This is a genomic window from Sulfurospirillum cavolei (assembly GCF_001548055.1).
Classification (GTDB): domain Bacteria; phylum Campylobacterota; class Campylobacteria; order Campylobacterales; family Sulfurospirillaceae; genus Sulfurospirillum.
Genome location: NZ_AP014724.1, coordinates 229,957 through 250,556, shown reverse-complemented (window position 1 = coordinate 250,556; position 20,600 = coordinate 229,957). Strand labels below are relative to the sequence as shown.

Annotated in this window: 19 protein-coding genes; 4 read left to right on the top strand and 15 right to left on the bottom strand. The window is 42.7% G+C overall.

Annotated features, from left to right (window positions below):
* Positions 1-100: 100 nt before the first annotated feature.
* Together UCH003_RS01310 and UCH003_RS01305 are read left to right on the top strand one after the other, a co-directional pair.
* The gene (locus UCH003_RS01310; protein WP_060825119.1) at positions 101-2,164 is read left to right on the top strand and encodes a molybdopterin oxidoreductase family protein; all 2,064 of its coding nucleotides are present in this window, start codon (positions 101-103) and stop codon (positions 2,162-2,164) included.
* Positions 2,165-2,500: 336 nt separating this feature from the next.
* Positions 2,501-4,192, top strand: a complete 1,692-nt coding sequence (locus UCH003_RS01305; RefSeq protein WP_060825118.1) for a DEAD/DEAH box helicase — start codon at positions 2,501-2,503, stop codon at positions 4,190-4,192.
* Positions 4,193-4,241: 49 nt separating this feature from the next.
* On the opposite strand, the gene UCH003_RS01300 is transcribed toward UCH003_RS01305, so the two are convergent.
* Together UCH003_RS01300 and UCH003_RS01295 are read right to left on the bottom strand one after the other, a co-directional pair.
* Positions 4,242-4,769 (bottom strand): hypothetical protein, encoded by a 528-nt coding sequence (locus tag UCH003_RS01300; RefSeq protein ID WP_060825117.1) that lies wholly within the window; start codon positions 4,767-4,769, stop codon positions 4,242-4,244.
* A gap of 54 nt (positions 4,770-4,823) precedes the next feature.
* Positions 4,824-5,450 (bottom strand): LysE family translocator, encoded by a 627-nt coding sequence (locus UCH003_RS01295; RefSeq protein WP_060825116.1) that lies wholly within the window; start codon positions 5,448-5,450, stop codon positions 4,824-4,826.
* Positions 5,451-5,724: 274 nt separating this feature from the next.
* Between UCH003_RS01295 and UCH003_RS01290 the strand changes: the two genes are divergently transcribed.
* Positions 5,725-6,063, top strand: coding sequence for a hypothetical protein (locus tag UCH003_RS01290; protein WP_060825115.1), 339 nt, complete (start codon positions 5,725-5,727; stop codon positions 6,061-6,063).
* 5 nt (positions 6,064-6,068) lie between these two features.
* Here UCH003_RS01290 and UCH003_RS01285 read toward each other — a convergent pair whose 3' ends face one another.
* The 4 genes from UCH003_RS01285 to UCH003_RS01275 form a co-directional block, all read right to left on the bottom strand.
* Positions 6,069-6,341, bottom strand: coding sequence for a heavy-metal-associated domain-containing protein (locus UCH003_RS01285; protein WP_060825114.1), 273 nt, complete (start codon positions 6,339-6,341; stop codon positions 6,069-6,071).
* The gene (locus UCH003_RS13575) at positions 6,338-6,670 is read right to left on the bottom strand and encodes a mercuric transporter MerT family protein (RefSeq protein ID WP_082709121.1); all 333 of its coding nucleotides are present in this window, start codon (positions 6,668-6,670) and stop codon (positions 6,338-6,340) included. The genes UCH003_RS01285 and UCH003_RS13575 overlap by 4 nt, the downstream gene beginning before the upstream one ends.
* 3 nt (positions 6,671-6,673) lie before the next feature.
* Positions 6,674-7,762, bottom strand: a complete 1,089-nt coding sequence (locus tag UCH003_RS01280; protein ID WP_060825113.1) for a transglutaminase-like domain-containing protein — start codon at positions 7,760-7,762, stop codon at positions 6,674-6,676.
* Between the two features lie 188 nt (positions 7,763-7,950).
* Positions 7,951-8,241 (bottom strand): hypothetical protein, encoded by a 291-nt coding sequence (locus tag UCH003_RS01275; RefSeq protein ID WP_060825112.1) that lies wholly within the window; start codon positions 8,239-8,241, stop codon positions 7,951-7,953.
* A gap of 211 nt (positions 8,242-8,452) precedes the next feature.
* Here UCH003_RS01275 and UCH003_RS01270 point away from each other — a divergent pair, with 211 nt between their 5' ends.
* A complete protein-coding gene (locus tag UCH003_RS01270) occupies positions 8,453-8,809 on the top strand; it encodes a response regulator (RefSeq protein ID WP_039673882.1) in 357 nt (118 codons plus the stop codon).
* Positions 8,810-8,826: 17 nt separating this feature from the next.
* Here UCH003_RS01270 and UCH003_RS01265 read toward each other — a convergent pair whose 3' ends face one another.
* The 9 genes from UCH003_RS01265 to UCH003_RS01230 form a co-directional block, all read right to left on the bottom strand.
* Positions 8,827-10,086, bottom strand: a complete 1,260-nt coding sequence (locus UCH003_RS01265; RefSeq protein ID WP_060825111.1) for an ArsS family sensor histidine kinase — start codon at positions 10,084-10,086, stop codon at positions 8,827-8,829.
* Positions 10,079-10,744, bottom strand: a complete 666-nt coding sequence (locus UCH003_RS01260; protein WP_231964791.1) for a response regulator transcription factor — start codon at positions 10,742-10,744, stop codon at positions 10,079-10,081. Before UCH003_RS01260 ends, UCH003_RS01265 begins: the two co-directional genes overlap by 8 nt.
* Positions 10,745-10,835: 91 nt before the next feature.
* Positions 10,836-11,774, bottom strand: coding sequence for an EF-hand domain-containing protein (locus UCH003_RS01255; protein WP_060825109.1), 939 nt, complete (start codon positions 11,772-11,774; stop codon positions 10,836-10,838).
* Between the two features lie 103 nt (positions 11,775-11,877).
* On the bottom strand, positions 11,878-13,485 hold the full coding sequence (locus tag UCH003_RS01250) for a type I restriction-modification system subunit M (RefSeq protein WP_060825108.1): 1,608 nt from the start codon (positions 13,483-13,485) through the stop codon (positions 11,878-11,880).
* Positions 13,482-14,492 (bottom strand): virulence RhuM family protein, encoded by a 1,011-nt coding sequence (locus UCH003_RS01245; RefSeq protein WP_060825107.1) that lies wholly within the window; start codon positions 14,490-14,492, stop codon positions 13,482-13,484. Before UCH003_RS01245 ends, UCH003_RS01250 begins: the two co-directional genes overlap by 4 nt.
* A 158-nt stretch (positions 14,493-14,650) precedes the next feature.
* Positions 14,651-16,120, bottom strand: coding sequence for an ATP-binding protein (locus UCH003_RS01240; protein ID WP_060825106.1), 1,470 nt, complete (start codon positions 16,118-16,120; stop codon positions 14,651-14,653).
* Complete coding sequence (locus tag UCH003_RS13665) at positions 16,107-16,244, bottom strand: hypothetical protein (protein WP_158509026.1); 138 nt, start codon at positions 16,242-16,244, stop codon at positions 16,107-16,109. Before UCH003_RS13665 ends, UCH003_RS01240 begins: the two co-directional genes overlap by 14 nt.
* Positions 16,241-17,491, bottom strand: coding sequence for a restriction endonuclease subunit S (locus UCH003_RS01235; RefSeq protein ID WP_158509025.1), 1,251 nt, complete (start codon positions 17,489-17,491; stop codon positions 16,241-16,243). Before UCH003_RS01235 ends, UCH003_RS13665 begins: the two co-directional genes overlap by 4 nt.
* A 4-nt stretch (positions 17,492-17,495) precedes the next feature.
* Positions 17,496-20,450: a type I restriction endonuclease subunit R gene (locus UCH003_RS01230; RefSeq protein ID WP_060825104.1), complete on the bottom strand. Its 2,955-nt coding sequence runs from the start codon at positions 20,448-20,450 to the stop codon at positions 17,496-17,498.
* Positions 20,451-20,600 lie beyond the last annotated feature (150 nt).

Here is a 20,600-nt window from a genome sequence, read left to right as displayed (position 1 = left end):
TTGTAATCAAAACACAATTAATAACACCGTAGCGGCTTTTGATTTAGGCGTGATTTTATATAATTCGCACACGACAACAGGCGGAAGAAGGCAAAACAACATGGAAAACAGTGAGGTCATCGACAGTGTTTGCACGTATTGCGGTGTGGGATGCGACATCGCGGCAAACGTCAAAAACAATCGGATTGAAAGTATTTTCGCTCATGCCGAAGGCGTGGTATCCGAGGGAAAACTCTGCGTCAAAGGCAAGTACGGCTACGAATTTTTAAATGCACCCGACCGGCTCAAAGTGCCGCGTATTAAAAAAAAGTTTTTAAAAGAGAACCCAAAAATCGCCCAAGCGATAGCCTCAAGGCTCCGATCGCTTGATCAAACGTGGTTTGAAACCGACGTGGAGGGTGCTACGACGGCATGCGCGATGAAACTCCAAGAAGTGCAAAAACGCTACGGTAACAAAAGCATTTGTGCGATCGGAGGAGCGCGAACCTCGTGTGAAAGCTCCTATCTTTTACAAAAATTTACGCGCTTTACGCTCGGTTCGCCGCATGTCGATAATTGCGCGCGCATTTGCCACTCTCCTAGCCTTAAAGGTATGCGAACGACCATCGGCGAGGGTGCGGCGACCAATCCGTATAACGACATTTACCATGCCGAATTTATCGTCGTCATCGGCTCTAACACGACCGAAGCGCACCCGATCATCTCCAACCGTATCGTCGATATGGCGACCAAGCACGACAACCTTGCGGTGTTCGACGTCCGAGAGATTACCTTGCACCGTTTGGCAAAGTACAAAGGCATTATTCCGCACGAAGCCAATTTGCTGATTTTAAATATGATGGCGTACGTGATTATCACCGAAGAGCTTTACAACGAACATTTTATCGCCGATCGAACGCTGGGTTTTAACGACTTTAAAGAGCGCATTTTAAACGACCCGTTTGCCAATCCGAAATACTTCGAAAAGCTCGAAGGATACGAGTATTTGAGCAAAATGATCCCGAAAGTCGCACGCGAATACGCACTCAAAAAATCGATGATCTTTTGGGGTTTGGGTGTAACCGAACATGTCGACGGATCGTTTGCGGTTATGGCGATCACGCATTTGGCGTTGATGACGGGAAATATCGGCAAGCAAGGAGCGGGCCTGATGCCGCTTCGCGGACAAAACAACGTTCAAGGTGCCTGTGATATGGGAATGTTGCCCTATTACGCTCCCGATTATCAAATGCCCGACGAGATCGGATTGATGACGCCCGAATTGATCGACGAAATGATCGACGGGCGCATCAAAGCCGTGATCAATATGGGTGAAGATTTGACGCATGTTCATCCCAATACCGCTAAAATCGAAAAAGCACTTCAAAAGACCGAATTGATCTTCGTACAAGAACTCTTTATGACGAAAATCGCCGAATACGCCGACATCGTCGTAGGCGTCAAATCCGCTTACGAAAAAACGGGCGTTTACATCAACGCCATGAGACGCCTGCACCTTTCGCAACCCTTGGTGCGAACCGATCTGCCCGATGATTGGGAAGTGATCCAGTTGTTAGAAAAAAAGATCAAAGGAACGTATGCCTACGCCGATTCGAAACAGATATGGGACGAAGTGCGCGAAGTGGCATACCGCCGTTTTTCGGGTGCGAGTTACAGCAGACTGGAGCGACACCGCGTGAGAGGACTTCAATGGCCCGTCCATACCGAAGACACGCCCATTTTGCACCAGCTCGATTTTCGTACCGAGGACGGTTACGGACGTTTTCATTACCACGCGTACGAACTTCGAGGCATGGTCGAAGCGTTGCATGAAAAGCGTTTAAGCGGTTATTATTTGACGACCGGACGAACGCTGGCTTTGTACAACAACGCTTCGCAAACGTTGCGCTGTGAAAAGCTCGCCAAGCGTTACGAGGAGACGGTGCTCTTGGTCAATGAAGCCGATGCGGCGGATTTTACAAGCGAAAGAGTCGTCTTAAAAACCGAATTCGGACAAAGTGCGCCTTTAAAAGTTCAATTGACCGACAAAGTTCGACCCAAAACGCTTTTTTGTACTTTTCATCACGCCGATGCCGACATCAACCGACTCTTCGGCGACCGATGCGACGTCTTCACGCTCACGGCGGCATTTAAGTCGATCAAGGTCGAAGTCGTCAACCTTTAAAACACTGCGTACGACACCGAAACGATCTTACTTAAAACATCGATTGATGCTAAGATCGTTTCGGTACGACGAATGTTTCTCGAAGTTTAGCGGTATACCTTAAAAAAAGTATTAACCTCGTTTTAATCTATTTTCACTATAATGTCTCCAATTCAAGACTTCGAGAAAAAAGAACTTCAACGAAAACCTACCGGATTTGGGATATCCTCAGTGAGTATGTAGGTTTTTACATACGATATTGACGGGTTGCTCCCCATTAAATTTTTATGTATACGAGTTTGTGCCGCGCCGCACTTTAAGTTTGTTTTGAAAAATTAATCACAACGGAAATACATTATGCAAACATTTGAATCTTTCGGTTTACACCAAGATATTCTCAAAGCCATTACCGAGGCCGGTTTTAAAGAACCGAGTCCCGTTCAACAACAAGCCATTCCTTTGGTTCTCCAAGGTCACGACATCGTCGCACAAGCCCAAACCGGAACGGGTAAAACCGCGGCATTCGGTCTTCCGACCATGAGCATGATCGATGCGAACCTGAACAAAGTCCAACTTTTAGTCATTACTCCTACACGCGAACTCGCGACGCAAGTCAGCGACGAACTTTATTCGCTCGGTCGTTTTTGCGGTATTAAAACCGTTACGATTTACGGAGGAAGTTCCTATTCCCGTCAAATCGGTTTGATCGAAAAAGGGGCTAGCGTCATCGTCGCTACTCCGGGACGAATGCTTGATCTTCTCAAAAACGGTAAATTACCCGGTTTTGCCCCTAAAATGGTTGTCTTAGACGAAGCAGACGAAATGCTCGATATGGGCTTTTTAGAAGACATCGAAGAGATTTTTACCTACCTTCCCAAAGAACGTCAAACCCTTCTTTTTTCAGCAACCATGCCCGATCCCATCAAACGTCTTGCAACCAAGATTTTGCACGAACCGCAATTTGTGAGCATTACGCCCAAAGACCACACGACGAATGAAGACATCGAACAACTCTATTACGTTATTAACGAATACGAAAGAGACGATGCGATGATTCGCCTTTTGGATGCGCTTGAGCCTGAAAAAGCCATCGTTTTCTGCCGTACGAAAAAAGAGGTCGACCGCCTTTCAACGCAACTGATGGCAGTAGGACATGCGGCCAAAGGCTTACACGGCGATATGGAACAAAACCAACGCGAAAGCGTCATTAAGGGCTTTCGTAATTCCCAAATCGAAATTTTAGTCGCAACCGACGTCGCCGCCCGCGGTTTGAACGTCGCCGACATCAGCCACGTGTTCAACTACCATATGCCGTTTGATCCGGAAAGCTACGTTCACCGCATCGGCAGAACCGGACGTGCGGGTAAAAAAGGAACGGCGATTACGCTTGTCACGCCGATCGAATTTCACTCTATGCAACGTATCGGCAAAAAAGTCGGCTCAAAAATGGAACACCGCATGGTTCCAAGTCTTCGAGACGTCAAAGAAAACAAGCTCGTCAAAATTGCCGACGAGATCAAAAATGCCGAAGTTAACGACAGTGCAAGCAAACTTTTAGCCCTTTTGGAAGAAGAGATGGATATGTCGCAAATCGCGCTTAAACTACTCTCTAACCTTTTACGCGAAAACAGTCCCGTAGGACCGGATAAAATCGGTTTGGATAAAAAAACATTCGAAAACGTCGTCAAAAATATCGAAGAGCGCGAAAACAGTCGCGGAAGAAGCGGCGGCAGACGCGATAGCAGAAGCGGCGGATACCGAAGTTCTTCACGTGAGGGCGGCGGCTACAGAGGCAGTCGTGAGGGCGGTTCACGCGATAGCGGCGGTTACAAAGGCTCACGTGATGGCGGAAGCAAAGACGCGCGTCCTCCAAGAGGCGAAAGCCGTAACCCGTTTGCCAAAGAAGGCGGCGGATACAAAGGCAATCGCGACGGCGGCGAGAGCAGAGCTCCACGTGCACCCAGAGGGGCCAAACCAAGCGGCGCACCGCGCTCTGACGCAGGACGCGCACCCAAAGCCGCACCGAGAAACGCTTACAAAAAAGACTAATTTTTAAGAAGATGGCGTGAAACAATCACGCCGTCATTTCCATGAATATTTACTGCTCGATAGCTCTTTTCAATGCTTCACTGTCTCCCACATATTCTACTTTTTCGACCTGTTTATGGTTGAGAGACACAAGCGTAATACCGTCTATTTTCGCACCTTTTTTAAACTTTTCAGCTATAGCTCCATCCAAAATGAGATTGACACTATAGGGTTGTGTTTTAAGATCGGGAAGCGCAAACGTATTGCGTATAACCACGGGCATAGGACTGATGTCCGCCACAAATGCGACATGATACTTTTCTAAATAATCCGCACCTTGTGCTCCAAGATACGCTTTGACCGTATGCCCCGTATCTTTTGCAAACACTAAAATCAACGTATGAATCGAATCGTCCAGCGTATGTGCTTTTCCAAATTGATCGAAAAGGGTGTAGGAGATCGTTGATCCAACATTCAATCCATCGCTTAGCGACACCGAAGCAGTCTGTCCCGCATACGTATCTTTACCTTTCAAAAAAAACAGCACTCCCGCCGCAACGACCAGAAGAACCGCCAAACCCAATACTATCTTCTTCATATCAAACCTTATATACTCAATTTACGGCGTAACGTACCGTAACCGTTTTTGACGCTACACCCTATCAAACGCCAATTTAAGACCTAACAACCCCAACACACTTCCTGCGATTCTGTCGATGTATCTCTTCGTGCGCAAGTAAATCTTTTGCGCTTTTTGCGTCGATAAAAGACCTACAACACACGAGTACCACGTAGCATCGATGATAAACGCGATGAGACAGATAAACAGCGTTCCAAAAGGCGGCACCTCTTTTGGAAGCAACGCAGCAAAGATACTTCCGATGATAATGGCGGTTTTTGGATTGCTCATCTGTGTCGCAAACCCAAATAAAACAGCTTTGAAAAAACTCTTGGGTTTTTGCTCCAAACTAAGTGTGGTTTCCAAAGGTGTATCGGCGTATTTCCACATTTTATAGGCTAAATAGACCAGATACATCCCTCCTGCTACTTTTAAAGCGCCGTATAAAAAAGGCACGGTTTCTAAAATGGCGTAGAGTCCAAAAATGGCTAAAAGCGAAAAAACCACAGCACCCATCCCCAAACCGATCGCCACCCCAAACCCCTCTTTGCGAGACTTTGAAACAGCCGTTTTGGCGATCAAGATAAAACTAGGTCCCGGACTCATCGTCCCTAACATAAATACCGTTGCTATCGCTAAAAGAAAAGCATATTCACCCATGATGTGCCTTTACATGTAAAAATTTTTACCAGAATTTTGGCTTATGAAAGTTTAGCATGTGAATGTGGATAGCGAGATAAGAGAGGTTGTTTAAATGGTTTTTTTGATAGGATTTCTTGGAAAATATTTACATGTAAAGAGAAAAGTTAAAAGTTTAGCCCAGAGCCCTAATACACTAATAAAACTCTTCACCTATCAGTTTATGATTATAAATTTTAACTTATTTTTGCTACTATAATATCTAAACAAATTTAGATATCATAAAAGAGATAAAATGATCGATAGAGATTTAAAATTCATCCAAGTACTAAAGCAACATCCAATAGGTGAACTAAGTTGGTTTTTTAGACGATCATTACAAGAAAATGGCATTAACTCAGGGATTATTGATAGATTAATGGTTTGTAAGCAAAAATATGATTTTTTATATGAGTTATATAAAATATTAGATGAAGCAACAAATGGTTGTAACAAAAACAATAGACAAAAAATCATAAAAGAATTTGGAAACTATATTAATTTTGAATTTAATTTTACTGACGACAGTAAAATGATTCACAATATATTTCTTAATTTTAAAGATTACAATAAAGTTTGTAATATAGATGATTAAGTAAATTACTTTTTTGAGGTGCGTGACACCATCGCGCCCTCATACCCCGTCGTTTTTACCGCTTCTAAAAATGTCTTATCGTCGATGCCATCTTTGGCGATAACGACGGCTAATTTTGTCTCCAATGTCACCTTGGCATTTTCTACACCCTCAACACTTTTGAGTGCTTTTTTGACCGCTGTGGTGCACATCGGGCAGTGCATTTCAGCCACTTTTATGACCACTTCTTCTTTGGCAAAGAGCATCAACGGTAAAAGGAGTATCAACCATTTTTTCATTCATCGCTTCCTATCAATAAATTAACCCATTCAGGATACAACAATACGACTAAAATAACGCCTAGAAGTATCGAATAAAACCAGATATAACGCTTTCTCTTTTGAGGGTTACATGTAAAGGTATGATGCGCGTAACTTCGCCATGAAAGCCACAAAACAAAGAGCGATAAAAGCGAGAGCGGTATACGAAAAGGAGTGAGTGTTTCTAAAAAACTTAAAAATCCAAAAGAGATACCAAAGAGTAAAAACAGCAGTGGAGGCAGACAGCATGCGGTTGCCCCAACCGCTGAAAGCAGAGCTGTTAGTACGCCTAGAATCTCTTTTTTCATCGCTTAGAGTTTTTCTTGTGAGACAAAACTGTACGCAAATGCCGCTGGTGCGTAGTAGTCTAAGACATCATCTTCCACTTCCGCGTACGGGTAGCCAAACATATTGAGTGGTTTTTGCGCTGGTGTTGGTGAGAGTACAAAGTCACGCGCGGTGTTGTAGCCCATCCAGTTCATCTCCCAGTTGCCGAAGAAATACTCACGAACCTCTTTGATAAGTGGATCGTTTAGCGTCATTTTCTCGGTCAAGATGACTTTTGCGACATCGGCAGGATCGCATGGAACCCAGCCCGCGCCATCAAGGTAAAACTCTGCCCTACAGTGCTCACCTCCCGTGATCTTCGCGAGTCCGTTTTCATCACTGCTTCCGCACGCTTTGGAGTAGCGAGAACTGCCTAAACGGATACCAAAGATCTCACGCGCAGGAACACCTACACTTCTAAGAAGTGCCACAAAAACAGAGCTGATGTCGGTGCATTTTCCACCCATGATGTTCTGCTCGATCGCTTTGCCTGCATCACCCACGCCACAACCCACAACAGCGTTGTCACGGTACATATTCTCAGTGACCCATGCGTAGATCGCTTTGGCTTTATCGAGGGGCGTTTTAGCCTCCGCGGTGATTTTAAGCGCTAACTCTTTGACTTTACCGCTCGTTGGGATGTGCGCCGTTGGTTTGAGGTAGTGTGCGACATCTTTAGGGTATTTGGTAGAAGCGGTTGCTTTGCTAAGATCGGCATTGCGCTCATTGGTTGTGATGGTGTAAGTGACTTCAAGCACTTTTTCGCCGCCATTTTTCCACTCAGCGTAAAGTGTTCGAGCTTTATAAGCATTTTTATCCGTCACATAGGCATTCGTTGCATTGGAGCTAAATTTAAAATCGCTCACTTTTTGATAACTTGTTTCCTGAGGAAGCGGAACCCACAATTTGGTTAAACCGTTTTTGTTTTCGTGTTTGAGGTTATAACTGTTTTTGACGAAAAAAATACGCGTTTTGCTCTTTGGTTCACTCGCTTCTAAGATCGAAACTTGAGGGAGGATGACCGAACTAGCCCCTAGAGCTACGCAGCCTTTCATAAACGTTCTTCTTTGCATAAAAGATCCTTACATGTAAAGTGGCACGAAGAGGGGAAAAACATAAAAGAAGTCATAAAGTATGGTTGTTGCGATTATGTTTGTCTAAGCCTTAGACGTCGTGCATTGAGAGGATTCTACAGTGAGTTTGCTTAAAAAAACCGTTTGGAGTTTTTCTAAAAACGAAAACTCTAAACGGTTTAATTTGCTTAAGAAACGGTTGCGCTCTTATGGCTTTTGACGCTCTTTTTCTTAGCCGCGGCTAAGGCTTGTTTAGAAGATTTTTGCGTTGGTTTATGAGCTCTTGGCGTATTTTTCGATGCTACTTTTGATGCGGAATGCGTTGCATGTTTGACGTTTTTTTGAGGTGCTTTATGGGCTTTTTCTTTAACCGTATGTTTTTTGGTTTGAACCGTATCACTTGTAGTGCTACCGCTTGCATAAACGCCTGAACTTAAAACTAAAAGACTGACTAAAACTGCGAAGAAACGTTTGAACATCTCCTTTTCTCTCCTTACTGAAAAATAAAATCGCATTGTACTCCGATTTCATAAACAATGTGTCATTTTCCGTTTTTTATACCTCCCGTCCAATAAATCTTTACAAAATCTTTAATTAATATAGTAAACATATACCAAAAATTTTATATAATTTACAAGAGTGAACGCTTTTTGCTTACGAACATCAAAACTCAGTTTAAAGGATACCTCGATGCATTTTTTAGTTGTTGACGATAGCTCAACCATGCGTAGAATTTTGTGCAATACCATCAACAGTATCGGCTATACGACCACGGCCGCCGAAGACGGAATCGATGCACTGGAAAAAGCGAAAGATCAAAAATTCGACGTGATTATGACCGACTGGAATATGCCGCGAATGGACGGACTGCATTTGGTACGAGCACTCCGAGCGATGGAAGAGTATAAAAAAACGCCGATTATTATGGTAACGACCGAGGGCGGCAAGCAAGAAGTCCTTACCGCAATCAAAGAAGGCGTGAACAATTATATCGTCAAGCCTTTTACCGCATTTGTTTTAAGAGAAAAACTCAAAGACATCGTCTAAAATCTAAAAAGCCTCGGTTATGATACCGAGGCATCAAAATGAATCGTAAAGAAATTCTGCCCTTCCGCGTAAAGATAACTCAAACGAAACCCGTGTTTTTCGACAATCGCGTTTGCGATGTACAAACCAAGTCCCAAGCCGTTGCTCGATCCTTCCGTCGTGCGATTGAACGGGCGTGAAAAATCGCGACAACTCTCTAAAAGAGCCTCGCCGTAACTTCCCACCGTTAAAGCGTGCACGTCAACATCAACCTCAATCGCTTCGCTCGAATGTTTCAAAGCGTTGTCAAGCAAGTTTTTGACCGCCGTCGCAAAAAGCTCAAAATCGACGTTGATCAAAGGGGCTTCTTCGTGGTAGCGAAAGTGAATACGTTTCGTATCGCACAACAGTAAATCCATCGCATGATCGAGCACGTCCACCAAACGGTACTCCTTAGCTTCGAGCACCCATTCGTTGGAACTCAACTTCTCAATTTTTACCATTTCGCCCAAAAGCGTTTCCAAACGCTCGAAAATACGCTCCATCTGTTCTTGTTTTTGATTGTTTTCCAAAGTGTTTGAGAGCAGCTTCCCTTTCATAATCGGCGTTTTGAGTTCGTGAAGGATATTGCGTAAAAAAAGCGTTCGCGCCTCTTTTAACATGTGAATCTTTTCCATCGCCAGATTAAACTCGACCGCGATTTCGCCTAACTCGTCTTCGCTTTCAATCGCAATAGGGTGAAATTTTTTTCGTTCGCCCACATGCCGAATGTCGCTTTTCAGCTGCCGCAAACGAAGTAACTTTTGAAGTACCATCGTAAAAAAAAGAAGCAATAAAACATTAATCACGCCGCCTAAAATCCATAAACGGTACGGTGAGTAGCTTTCGGTATTTTCCAAAACCGACTCTTCCGCAAACCTCGGTTTCATGGGCGCATCAAAAGGCATCGGATGTTCTTTCGCAAAAGGCGGAGGCGGCGGAGGGGGATTGGGAACGAAAAAGAGTCGCTTTTCAAAAAGTACCATATGAAAAAACGGATCTTCCAAGAGTTTTTCTCCCACGTTATCGAGCAAGTGTTTATCGAGCAAAGAGATGCGGACGCCGAGTTTTGCGAGTGATGCGTCTTGATCGTCGGGATGATCGTGTAAGATTTTAACCGCCATAATAAAACGCTGAAACGTAAAGTACCGCAAATCGCTTTGCTGGCGTTTGTATTCGATCATGAAAGCGATGTTAATGACCGTGAACGTTAAGGCAAAAAAGATGCAGATAAGCGTTAAGATAGAAGCTTTACGCATTGACGAATTTATACCCGACTCCTCTTACGGAGACGATAAAACGCGGCTTTTTAGGATCATCGCCTATTTTTTGGCGAATTCTACCCATAATCACGTCGATACTTTTTAGACTGCTTTCGTATTTGATCGAACCGATGTTTAAGAGCAATTCTTCTCTGGAAATCACAAACCCTTCTTTTTTTAACATGTACGAAACGATGTCGTATTCCGCCATGGTTAAACGTAGCTCGCGATCGGCTCGCGTGACCGTATGACGCTCTTCGTCGATACAAAACGTTTGACATGTCGCTTCGTGATGCGTACCGTTCGTCGTGCCTCTTCGTAAAATAGCCCGTAAGCGAAAGGCTAATTCTCTAGGATCATAAGGTTTGGGTAAAAAGTCGTCCGCACCCCGCGCAAAACCCATCTCTTTATCGTTCATATCGGAGCGCGCCGAAGAGATGATAATCGCAAGGGAAGGAAACGTTTCGCGAACGATACGGCAAATTTCAAGTCCGTCGATTTGCGGTAAAGAGAGATCAAGCACCAAGGCGTCGAAATTTTCGTTTTGCAACGCGACAAGTCCTTCCAAAGGCGTACATGTCAAGAGCGTTTCGATCTGCTCTTTTTCAAGCGCGTTTTGAAGCAGTTGTCCCAATTCGACGTCGTCTTCGATCATTAAAATCTTAATCATGGCTTGATTATAGCAAAGCGCAAGTAAATGAAGAGTAACACAAAAACCGCGCCTTGCTTAGAGCGCGGTTCCTAAACTAAGCGTTAAAGCTAACGGACATTCCCGACAAGGTATTTTGAGAAGCATAGTTCGAAATGATTTGCGCTAAAAGCGTTTTCATCATCTCGTCGTTGCGATCCATCGTACGCTCTTGCGTAGAGGCTACCTCGGAAGTATTTGTCGTCGTATCGCTTGAGTTTTGTGAATCCCGATAAGCACGTGCTTCTGCGGCACTTACCTTACCGTCGCCGTTGGCATCGGCATCGTCAAAGTTCGAAGCCAGCGTCTCAAAAAGCGAAGATAAAGCACTATCTGTCGAAGAAACGTCATTTGCCATAGCCGAAAGTTCGTCTTCGGTATAGCCCGTATCCTCTTCCTCAGAAGAAGAAGGCGGCGGTGGGGGCGGGGGCGTGCCTCCTGCCGCAGATACGGTACTCATCTCCGTCGTATCGGTGCTCGATTCGCTCGATTGACGATAGCTCATCGCTTCGGCAAATGTCACTTTTCCGTCTCCGTCGGCATCGGCGGCGTCAAAATTTTCGACCACCGAAGAGAGCAAATCTGCCAAAGGATCGTCCGTAGAGGAAACCTCTTTCAATAAAGAAGTCATCTCCTCTTCGCTCAATCCGGTATCGTGCTCAGACGAGGATGAAGGCGGCGGAGGTGGGGGCATAGAACCTGCCGCCGAAGAAGACATTTGCGCTAGCGTAGAGTTCAACTCATCAAAACTAACGGAACCGTCTCCGTCGCTATCCATAGCAGTAAAAGCACTACTGATAGCACTTTCGTCACTGATGGAAAGCGCCAAAGCGGCACTACTAAACTCGGCACTATCGATTGATCCGCTTGAATCGCTGTCCATAGAAGTAAGCAACGCTTCTGCGAACGAGGACTCGGACGTAGCGGAATTTTTAGTACCGTAACCGTACGTTGCGCCCAAAGACGCTCCGTAAAGAGAATTTGAGCTAAGCGTCATCTTCTCCTCCTGTTTTTGGCTTGGGAATTTCCCGATAGCAATCCTAACGCCAAAGCGGTAAACGGTGGGTAACATCGAAAAAGTTTTTACATGTAAAGATTTATTACGGTAAAAGCGGCAGTCCCAACTCTTTTAAAAAGGCATTGTGTTCTTTTAAAGCCTCTACGATTTTCTTCTCCGCTTCCGCAAGTTCTTGATGTACGGCATTAAGGTCGATCTCTTCTTCTTGCACGGCAGTGCTGATGTAGCGAGAGATATTTAAGTTGTAGCCCTCTTTTTCGATCTCTTCTAAGGAAACACGACGAGCGTATCTCTCTTCTACTCTTCTGTACTGATACGTCGCGATGATTTTTTCGATGTCCTCTTCACGCAAACGGTTCTGGCGTTTTCCTTTTTCAAAATGTTCCGCCGCATTGATAAAAAGCACATCATCGTATTTTTTACACTTTTTAAGCACCAATATACACACAGGAATACCTGTTGAAAAGAAAAGATTGGAAGGCAATCCGATAACCGTGTCGATGTGTCCATCTTTGAGGAGTTTTGTGCGTATACGCTCCTCTGCTCCACCACGAAAGAGTACACCGTGCGGCAAGATGATCGCCATCGTACCGTCCTGTTTTAAAAAGTGAAACCCGTGCAGTAAAAAAGCAAAGTCCGCCGCAGACTTAGGCGCTAACCCATAATTTTTAAAACGAAAATCTTCACCCATCGTTTCATTGGCTTCCCACCTATAACTAAAAGGAGGATTGGCGACGATGGCATCAAAGGTCATCTTTTTAGCAGGGTTTGACTCTCTGAGCATCTCCCAGTCATTTAAGAGTGAGTCGCCATGGTGTATCTCAAACTCCGAGTCTTTGACCCCATGTAGAAGCATATTCATCCGTGCAAGGTTGTAAGTTGTGATGTTTTTTTCTTGTCCGTAGATTTTCCCGATGCCATGCGCGCCTAACTGTTTACGAACATTTAAAAGCAAAGAGCCTGAACCGCACGCAAAGTCAAAGACTCGCTCTAGTTTTTTCTTTTTGCCCGTTGTTGGGTCTTGACTATCGAGTGTAACGATGGACGATAAAATGGTCGAAATTTGTTGAGGGGTGTAAAATTCTCCTGCTTTTTTGCCTGAACCTGCGGCAAACTGACCGATGAGATACTCATACGCATCGCCTAAAATATCGCTAGAGGTTGAAAAACTCGCAATGCCATCGGCAATTTTTTGGATGATCACGCATAGCTTTTCATTGCGTTGAGCGTAGTTTCTTCCGAGCTTTTCAGAATCAAGATTGATTTCGGAGAAGAGTCCTTGAAAGCTGCTTTCAAACGATTCATTTTCGATATACTTAAACCCGTCTCTTAGTGTCTGTAACAAGTCAGTGTGTTGTGTGCGAGCCATCTCAGCGATAGCTTTCCATAAAAAGCGCGGCTCTATGACATAATGCACTTTTTTACGCATTTGCGCTTCAAAGGCTTTGACATCACTTTTGTTGGCATCATACCACAACTGAAGCGGTGTGATGCTAGGGGTTTTAGTATTGTCAGGGTAGTCACTTCCGAGTTCTTTTTGGACGGCACTTTCGTAATTGTCGGAAAGATAACGCAAAAATAAAAACGAGAGCATATAATCACGAAAGTCATCGGCATTCATTGCTCCACGGAGATTATCGGCTATGCTCCAAAGGGTTTTTCCTAATTCTTGGTATTCTGTCTCGCTCATCTTCTCTTTGTCACCTTTTCTTCGAGTTGCTTTAGTTCTTCCAAGTCTTGCCTATCGGCTTCGATAGCTTCTTCTTTTTTTCGTTTTGTATCAAAAACGGCATACACCTGCTCAACCATCTTTTCCATCTGCTCTTTGCTGATGCTTCCATGCCCTTTGAGGAGCTTTTTATCGTTAAACTCGATAATACGGTCGATGTTTTCTCTCCAAAAATCCATGCTGAGATCGTGACGGTTTTTGGCTCTTAATTCTGCCGTTTCTAAAAATACAACGACAAAACGGTTGAGGCTATCGAGTTCGTCCTCGGTCAAATAATTTTTTGCGGTATAAATATCGCTTTTTCGCACCTTTGAGCCTTGAAAGCTTGTTAGTGCCATATTGGGAGCTGACGCATCGGCGCGATGGGTAATAATCTCGGCGGCAGTGTGTCCGGTGATGGCAAATAAAAGCTTATTTTGCGTATCGGCGTAAAAGAGTTGCGTCGCTTTATCGCTCGCATCATAATCACGACTCAGCGCAAAAAGCTCTCGCACTTTTTGGTAAAAGCGTTTTTCGCTCGCCCGTATATCACGAATGCGTTCGATAAGCTCATCGAAATAATCAGGTCTGCCGTCTGGATTTTTAAGGCGTTCGTCGTCCATGACAAAGCCTTTTATCATGTATTCGCTCAGGTTTTTATTTGCCCATTGGCGAAACTGAGTACCACGTTTGCTTCGCACCCGAAAGCCTATGGCTAAAATCATCGCTAGGGAATAATAAGCAACAGAGTAGTTTTTGCCGTCACTCGCAGTTGTTAAGTAATCCTTAACAACTGAATCTTTATCCAGCTCACCCTCGTCAAATATATTTGATATGTGCATACTGATATTTGGGATGGATGTTGCAAACAGTTCGGCAATTTGGCTTTGATTCAGCCATGCCGTGCCATCTTTGGCTAAAAGAGAAACGGAAGCCTTGCCATCAGCAGTGTTGTAGATGATGATATTTGTTTTGATTTGATTCGTCATTATTTAAAATTGTCCCTATTATTTTGCTATTATTTTCTTGTAAATCAAACAACCATCAAGCAAATTTATCACGGGAAAACCCTTGTTATAGGCTGTTCTATATCTATGATCAGTAAAATTTAAGTTCTCAATGAAACAACGGTGAAACAAATTTAAAATCATTTTGCCCACCATGGTATATACTTTCTTGCTTTGCTTCCAACACTCTCATCATAGATAAAGATTTTTTTCTCTTTAAGCGTTTCATTAATGATTTTTGAAACCATAGAAATATTTTTTTTATCTATGTCAAATCTTTCTCTTAAAGAAGTATTCGTCATATAGTCTCGTTGAATATATCTTAAACTCGCATGTTGATAACAAGCTCGTGTTTTATCTGACTTATCCATATCTTTAAGTTCTTTGTGAGCAAATAATATTGCTACCGTATGCTCATTGGTCTTTTCAAATATAGGAGCGGGAAGTTGATAGATTTCGCTTTGCATTACTATTTTATCAACACCACTGCCTCTCTCTTCGCAAACACCAATTCGTCTCATAAAAGAAGCCAAAGCCTCATTTCGTGATTTTGGGGGAGAGTCTAAAAATCTATCGGTATCAACAAGTGGAGTTCCAGGATTAGTCACTTCAAAACGATTTGAAAAAATTTCAATCATTACAGAACTGCCTGTTTGAAAAAAATCTTGATGAATAATGGCATTGGCTACAATCTCTCTAATTGAAAGTTCAGGATACATTCTTACATTTTCTCTAAATGCCTGTTTGATAACTTCATTTGAAGGCAATATATTATTTATATAATCGATTAAGCCTTCAAATCCAACCGCATATCCTTTAGTACCCTCTCTCTCTTTTATAGTTTCAAATTTTGTATTATCTTTGTATTGTATAACTCTAATCGCTTTGCGCTTTAGATTGCTGAAGCTATTTAAATTTTTTGCAAAAAGAATAGCCCCTAAGTTTGTTATGGAGTATTTTCCATTTTCTGTTTTCTTTATGAGGTCATCATTTGTTAAGCTTTCTAAAATAGCTTGCCTGTTCTCTGGCAATGGCAAGTTTAACAGTTCAAAATATTTTGTATATTCTAAATAATTTAAAACTTCACTATCATCGATATTATCCACTGCTATCTGCTTTTCAAAAGGAATTCGATCAAATACTCTCCAGAGTTCTCTTTCTTTTTCTGGCAACTCTTTTAACTTCTTTTTGTGAGAGTTTAGCCGTATATATTCCACCCCGCTGAAAGTAACAGGGTTGATATTGGCAGGTGCTATTTCTAGCAATACCACCTCCTTCTCATCTATCGTTACTTCATAAAATTTAAAATCTATTTTTGGAGTTAGAAGCTTTAATAGCCAGTTTTCTAAAGCTTCATTGCCCTTGGTTGTCGCCGATGGCTTAAAAGTAGTTCCAAGTATTTTGTGTGTTGCATCATCAACTCCCCAAATCATATAGGCATTTGTTTTACTGTTGAGTGCTGCCGAGTTTGATAAGGCACTTATATATTCGCCTATCATCTCTTTATCATCATTGTTGTGTTTAAACTCCAACCATTCCGTTTCATTTGGCTGTTTAATCAACTCTTTAATGAGAGATATAACATAGTCGTTACTTCTAGTTATGCTCATTTTTGTACATTCCTTTTTTTGCTATCTGAGCTTGATTCAGCCACGTCATGCCATCTTTGGCTAAAAGAGAAACGGAAGTTCTACCGTCATCGGTGTTGCAGATGATGATGTTGTTTTCATTCATGAAGTGACCTTACATGTAGGGAAAAGTTGTTGCATTAACGCTTTTTTGTGTTGTTTTAGGGCTTCGACTTTGCTACTTTGCGCCAAAATCAGTGCATCAAGAGAGCTAAGACAATCGGCGATTTTTTGTTGTTCTTCTAGTTGTTGCGGTATTCTTATTTCAAGTTTGGCAATATCTTTATTATATATATGTTTTACAGTTGTACCTGTAACCAACTTCATGATTTCTTTTTTACTAAAATTCAATAAATACGATATATACAAGGAATTGATTTGGTTTTTAGGTCTCAAAAGATTCACATCACCGCCGATGATAACTCCAGTTTCAAATATTGCACTCGCTGTTGCCAATCCCTCGGGAGTTACATCTGAACTAGGCATTAAGATGTCACCATTTTGGCTAAATTGTCCATTCTCAAGATTTGTAGATGATTTTATCTCAGATATTTTTTCTTTGTATATAGTAAATAATTCGCCGTAATGAATACATTTGCTTACACCATTCTGAACAATATCCGCTTTTGAAAGTAAACTACCTCGTAAAAAATCAAAGAAATTTTCTAACGGTTTTTTCTCCCACTCGGAGGCGTTTTGAAATTGAGGAAAGCGGAGGCGGGGGGTGGTTTCGCCCTCGGCGGGAAAAAGCTGTTGCATCAAGGCTTTTTTATGCGCTTTGAGCGCTTCGACTTTACTACTTTGCGCCAAAATCAGCGCATCAAGTGAGCTTAAACACTCCGCAATTTTTTGTTGCTCTTTAAGTGAGGGGATCAATAATTTAATTTGTTGTAATTCTTTTCCTGAAATTCCTTGAACAGTTGATCCAATTGATTTACAAAATATTGCTTTTTGAAAAACATCTGAAAGCATATATTGAAGTAAATAAATATTTGAAAGCATTTCTTTGTTTCTAAATTTTATTACTCTTTGTGCAAGTGCAATATTTTTGTTATCTACTAAAGCGACATTTCCTAAGGGTGCTTCGGTTGTAAATAAAATATCCCCAATTTCAGGTAATCCTTTACTCATTACATTTAAATAATCATCTTCTGCCACATATTCCTTTGAACAGTTGTAATCAATGAATCCTTTTTTAATATTTTTGGCTGTTACTAAGAAATAACCTATTTCCGTTTTAATAGGAGCTCGTCCTCTATAATCCACATAGGTACTTATTTCACCTAGTTTTTTTTCCTCCCACGCAGGCGTATCTCGAAACTCAGGAAAGCGCACTTTGGGTATATTTTTCATCGTCTTACTCATAGGCTTTTAACCCCGATATATCGCTCTCTCCCGCCAATTTTCGTAAAAAGGGTGCGAGTTCTTCCATAAGTTCTTGCTCTTTGTGTGCTCGTGCTTTCCAGCCCAGTTCAAGAGGTGCTAAGAGGTCGCTTAAAAGTTCCCCATCGAAAATCATACGGTGCATGATGCGCTCGACGAACGTATGCAACGCTTCTTTGTCGATGCCATGACGCTTGGCGATGGCGTCAAGTTGCTTGGTTGCAAGCTCTGCTTTAAAAGCTTCGTAGCCTTTTTTGATGGCGTCCTCACTCAGACCCGCACCCACTTCTAGGGTGTCGATGTAAGAGCGAATCTCCTCTTTTTCATCGATGAACTTCGCATCGGACTCGATGATGCCCATCAGTTGTTCTTTGGTCATCTTGTGCTTTTTGGTGCTTTGGGTGTATTTGGCGATGAGGCGCATGATGAAGTCATAGTCCACCACCGCTGAAGCAAAGAGCACAAACTCAAAGTCAAGCTGTTCTAGGGTACTGTTTGGTGCTTCGCTTTTGCCTTGTTTTTCCTTAAGGCGTGCAGCAGTTTCGAGATACATACCCTTAAATGCTCTTAGTGTATCTAAAGGGATGATGCTTTCTATGCGTTTTTTATGCTCGTCGTTTAGGTCGGTGTACTGGTCGAGTTGGGTTTTAAGGCGTTGCACTTCTTTGAAAAGGTTTATAAACTGCCCTCTGGCTTCATCGCCTCTGAGATTTGCCACGGCTTCAGGCTTTGCACTGAGTCCTTGCGAGGTCATAAAGGTATCTAGTGCTTGCATGGCGTGACTGAGAGTGTCGATGACTTTTGGAGCCGCATCAACGAGCCATATCTCTTTGGCAGGTTTTGACGACTTGCCTGAAAACAGAGCGATGGCGTCTTCCACGGCTTTTTGTTGCCCTCTAAAATCGAGTATATTGCCATAGGGTTTAGTGTCGTTTAAGATGCGATTGGTGCGTGAAAAGGCTTGAATGAGCCCGTGGTATTTGAGATTTTTATCGACGTAGAGGGTATTGAGGTATTTGGAGTCAAAGCCCGTTAAGAGCATATCGACCACGATGACGATGTCGATTTTGTTTTTGTGCGCGTAGTCTTTGTTGGTGTATTTTTGATCTTTAATGCGCTTTTGCACGTCTTGGTAGTAGAGATCAAACGTGTTGATGGTGTGGTTTGTGCCATAGCGTGCGTTGTAGTCTGCGATGATGGCTTTTAACGCCTCTTTTTTCTCGTTAGGGTTTTCTTCGTTGTCTTTGCGCTCTTGGTCTAAGTCTTCTTGGAGCTGTTTAATGTCTTTGTTACCCTCAGCAGGGGGAGAGAAAACACACGCAACATTAAGCGGTGTGTATTCGCTATTTTGAGCTACTTTTTCAGCTTGCAATGCTTTGAAAAGTTTGTGATACTCTATGGCATCGTTAATGGAAGCAGAGGCTAAAATAGCGTTAAACTTTCGCCCCGATGTCGCGCCCTCATGTTTTTCCAAAATCGCCTCAACGATGGCTTTTTGCGTGATAGGAGAACCGTTAGAAACCTGAGCGTCTGGCTTATAATAGTCGATGTGAAAGCGTAAAACATTTTCATCGTCAATGGCATGCGTGATGGTATAGGCGTGCAGTTCTCTTTTAAAGACATCTTCGGTGGTAATGAATGTTTTTTCAGTCTCTTCGACCTGCTTTTGGACGGCATTTTCTTCAAAAATAGGCGTTCCCGTAAAACCGAACAGTTGCGCTTTGGGAAAAAATGCTTTGATGGCTTTATGGTTTTCGCCAAATTGCGAACGATGACACTCATCGAAGATGAAAACGATGCGTTTATCGCTAAGAGGTTTTAACTGCTCTTTGTAGTTCTTTTTGTTCGTATCATCAAGGGCGAGTCCTAATTTTTGGATCGTCGTCACGATGACTTTATCGGCATAGTCAGATGATAGAAGTCTTTTAACCAGTGCTTCGGTATTGGTGTTTTCTTCGACGCAATTTTCTTGAAATCGGTTAAACTCTTCTCTGGTTTGTTTGTCTAAGTCTTTTCTATCAACGACAAAGAGGCATTTTTCGATGTCGGGATTGTCTTTGAGAAGCGTTGAGGCTTTAAACGAGGTCAAGGTTTTACCGCTTCCCGTAGTGTGCCAGATGTAGCCGTTACCGCAGTTTTCATGAATGCAATCCACGATGGCTTTGACCGCATAAATCTGATACGGGCGCATCATCAAAAGCTTTTGCTCCACGGCAACAAGCACCATGTAACGGCTTATCATCTCGCCTAAGACACACTTGCTTAAAAAGTGCTCTGAGAAGCTATCGAGATGGGTTATTTTGTTGTTGTCTTTGTCGGCAAATTTGTAGATGGGTAAAAATCGCTCATCGGCATCAAAACTAAAATGGGTTGTATTGTTATTGGCAAAGTACCATGTGTTCGTTTGATTGCTGATAATGAAGAGTTGAATGAAAGAGAGGAGCGTTTTGGTGTAGCCGTTTCCCGCATCGTTTTTATAATCAACGATTTGTTGCATTGCACGTCGTGGGCTAATTTCCAAGTTTTTAAGCTCAACTTGCACCACAGGCACGCCGTTAATCAGCAAAATGACATCGTAACGGTGATGACTGTTGTCCGTGTTGATACGGAGCTGATGAATCACTTCAAAACTGTTTTTGCACCAATCTTTGATATTGACAAGCGTGTAATCTAAAGGCGTATCATCGTCTCTGATGAAGGTGTTTTTTGTACGTAAAATTTTAGCGGAAGTGAAAACATCGGGCGTGATGATGCTGTCCATCAATCGCGCAAACTCGGCATCGCTTAGATGCACTTGGTTGAGTTCTTGAAATTTTTGACGGAAATTGTTATGTAGGGATTGTTTATCACGAATGTCATCTCTGTAAACGTACTTTAAATCGCTTAATTTTCGAATGAAGTTTTGTTCGATTTGTGCTTCTTTGGTCATAATGATTGTTCCCGATGATGTTCTAACATGGCATATTTTAGTAAGTTTTATATTTTATTAGATTGTTACTTAAAGTCTTAGCCCATGAAACCGCGCAAAGCGGCAGTTTTTGCCTTACATGTAACCGTCTGGAAACTCTTTCGTACTACG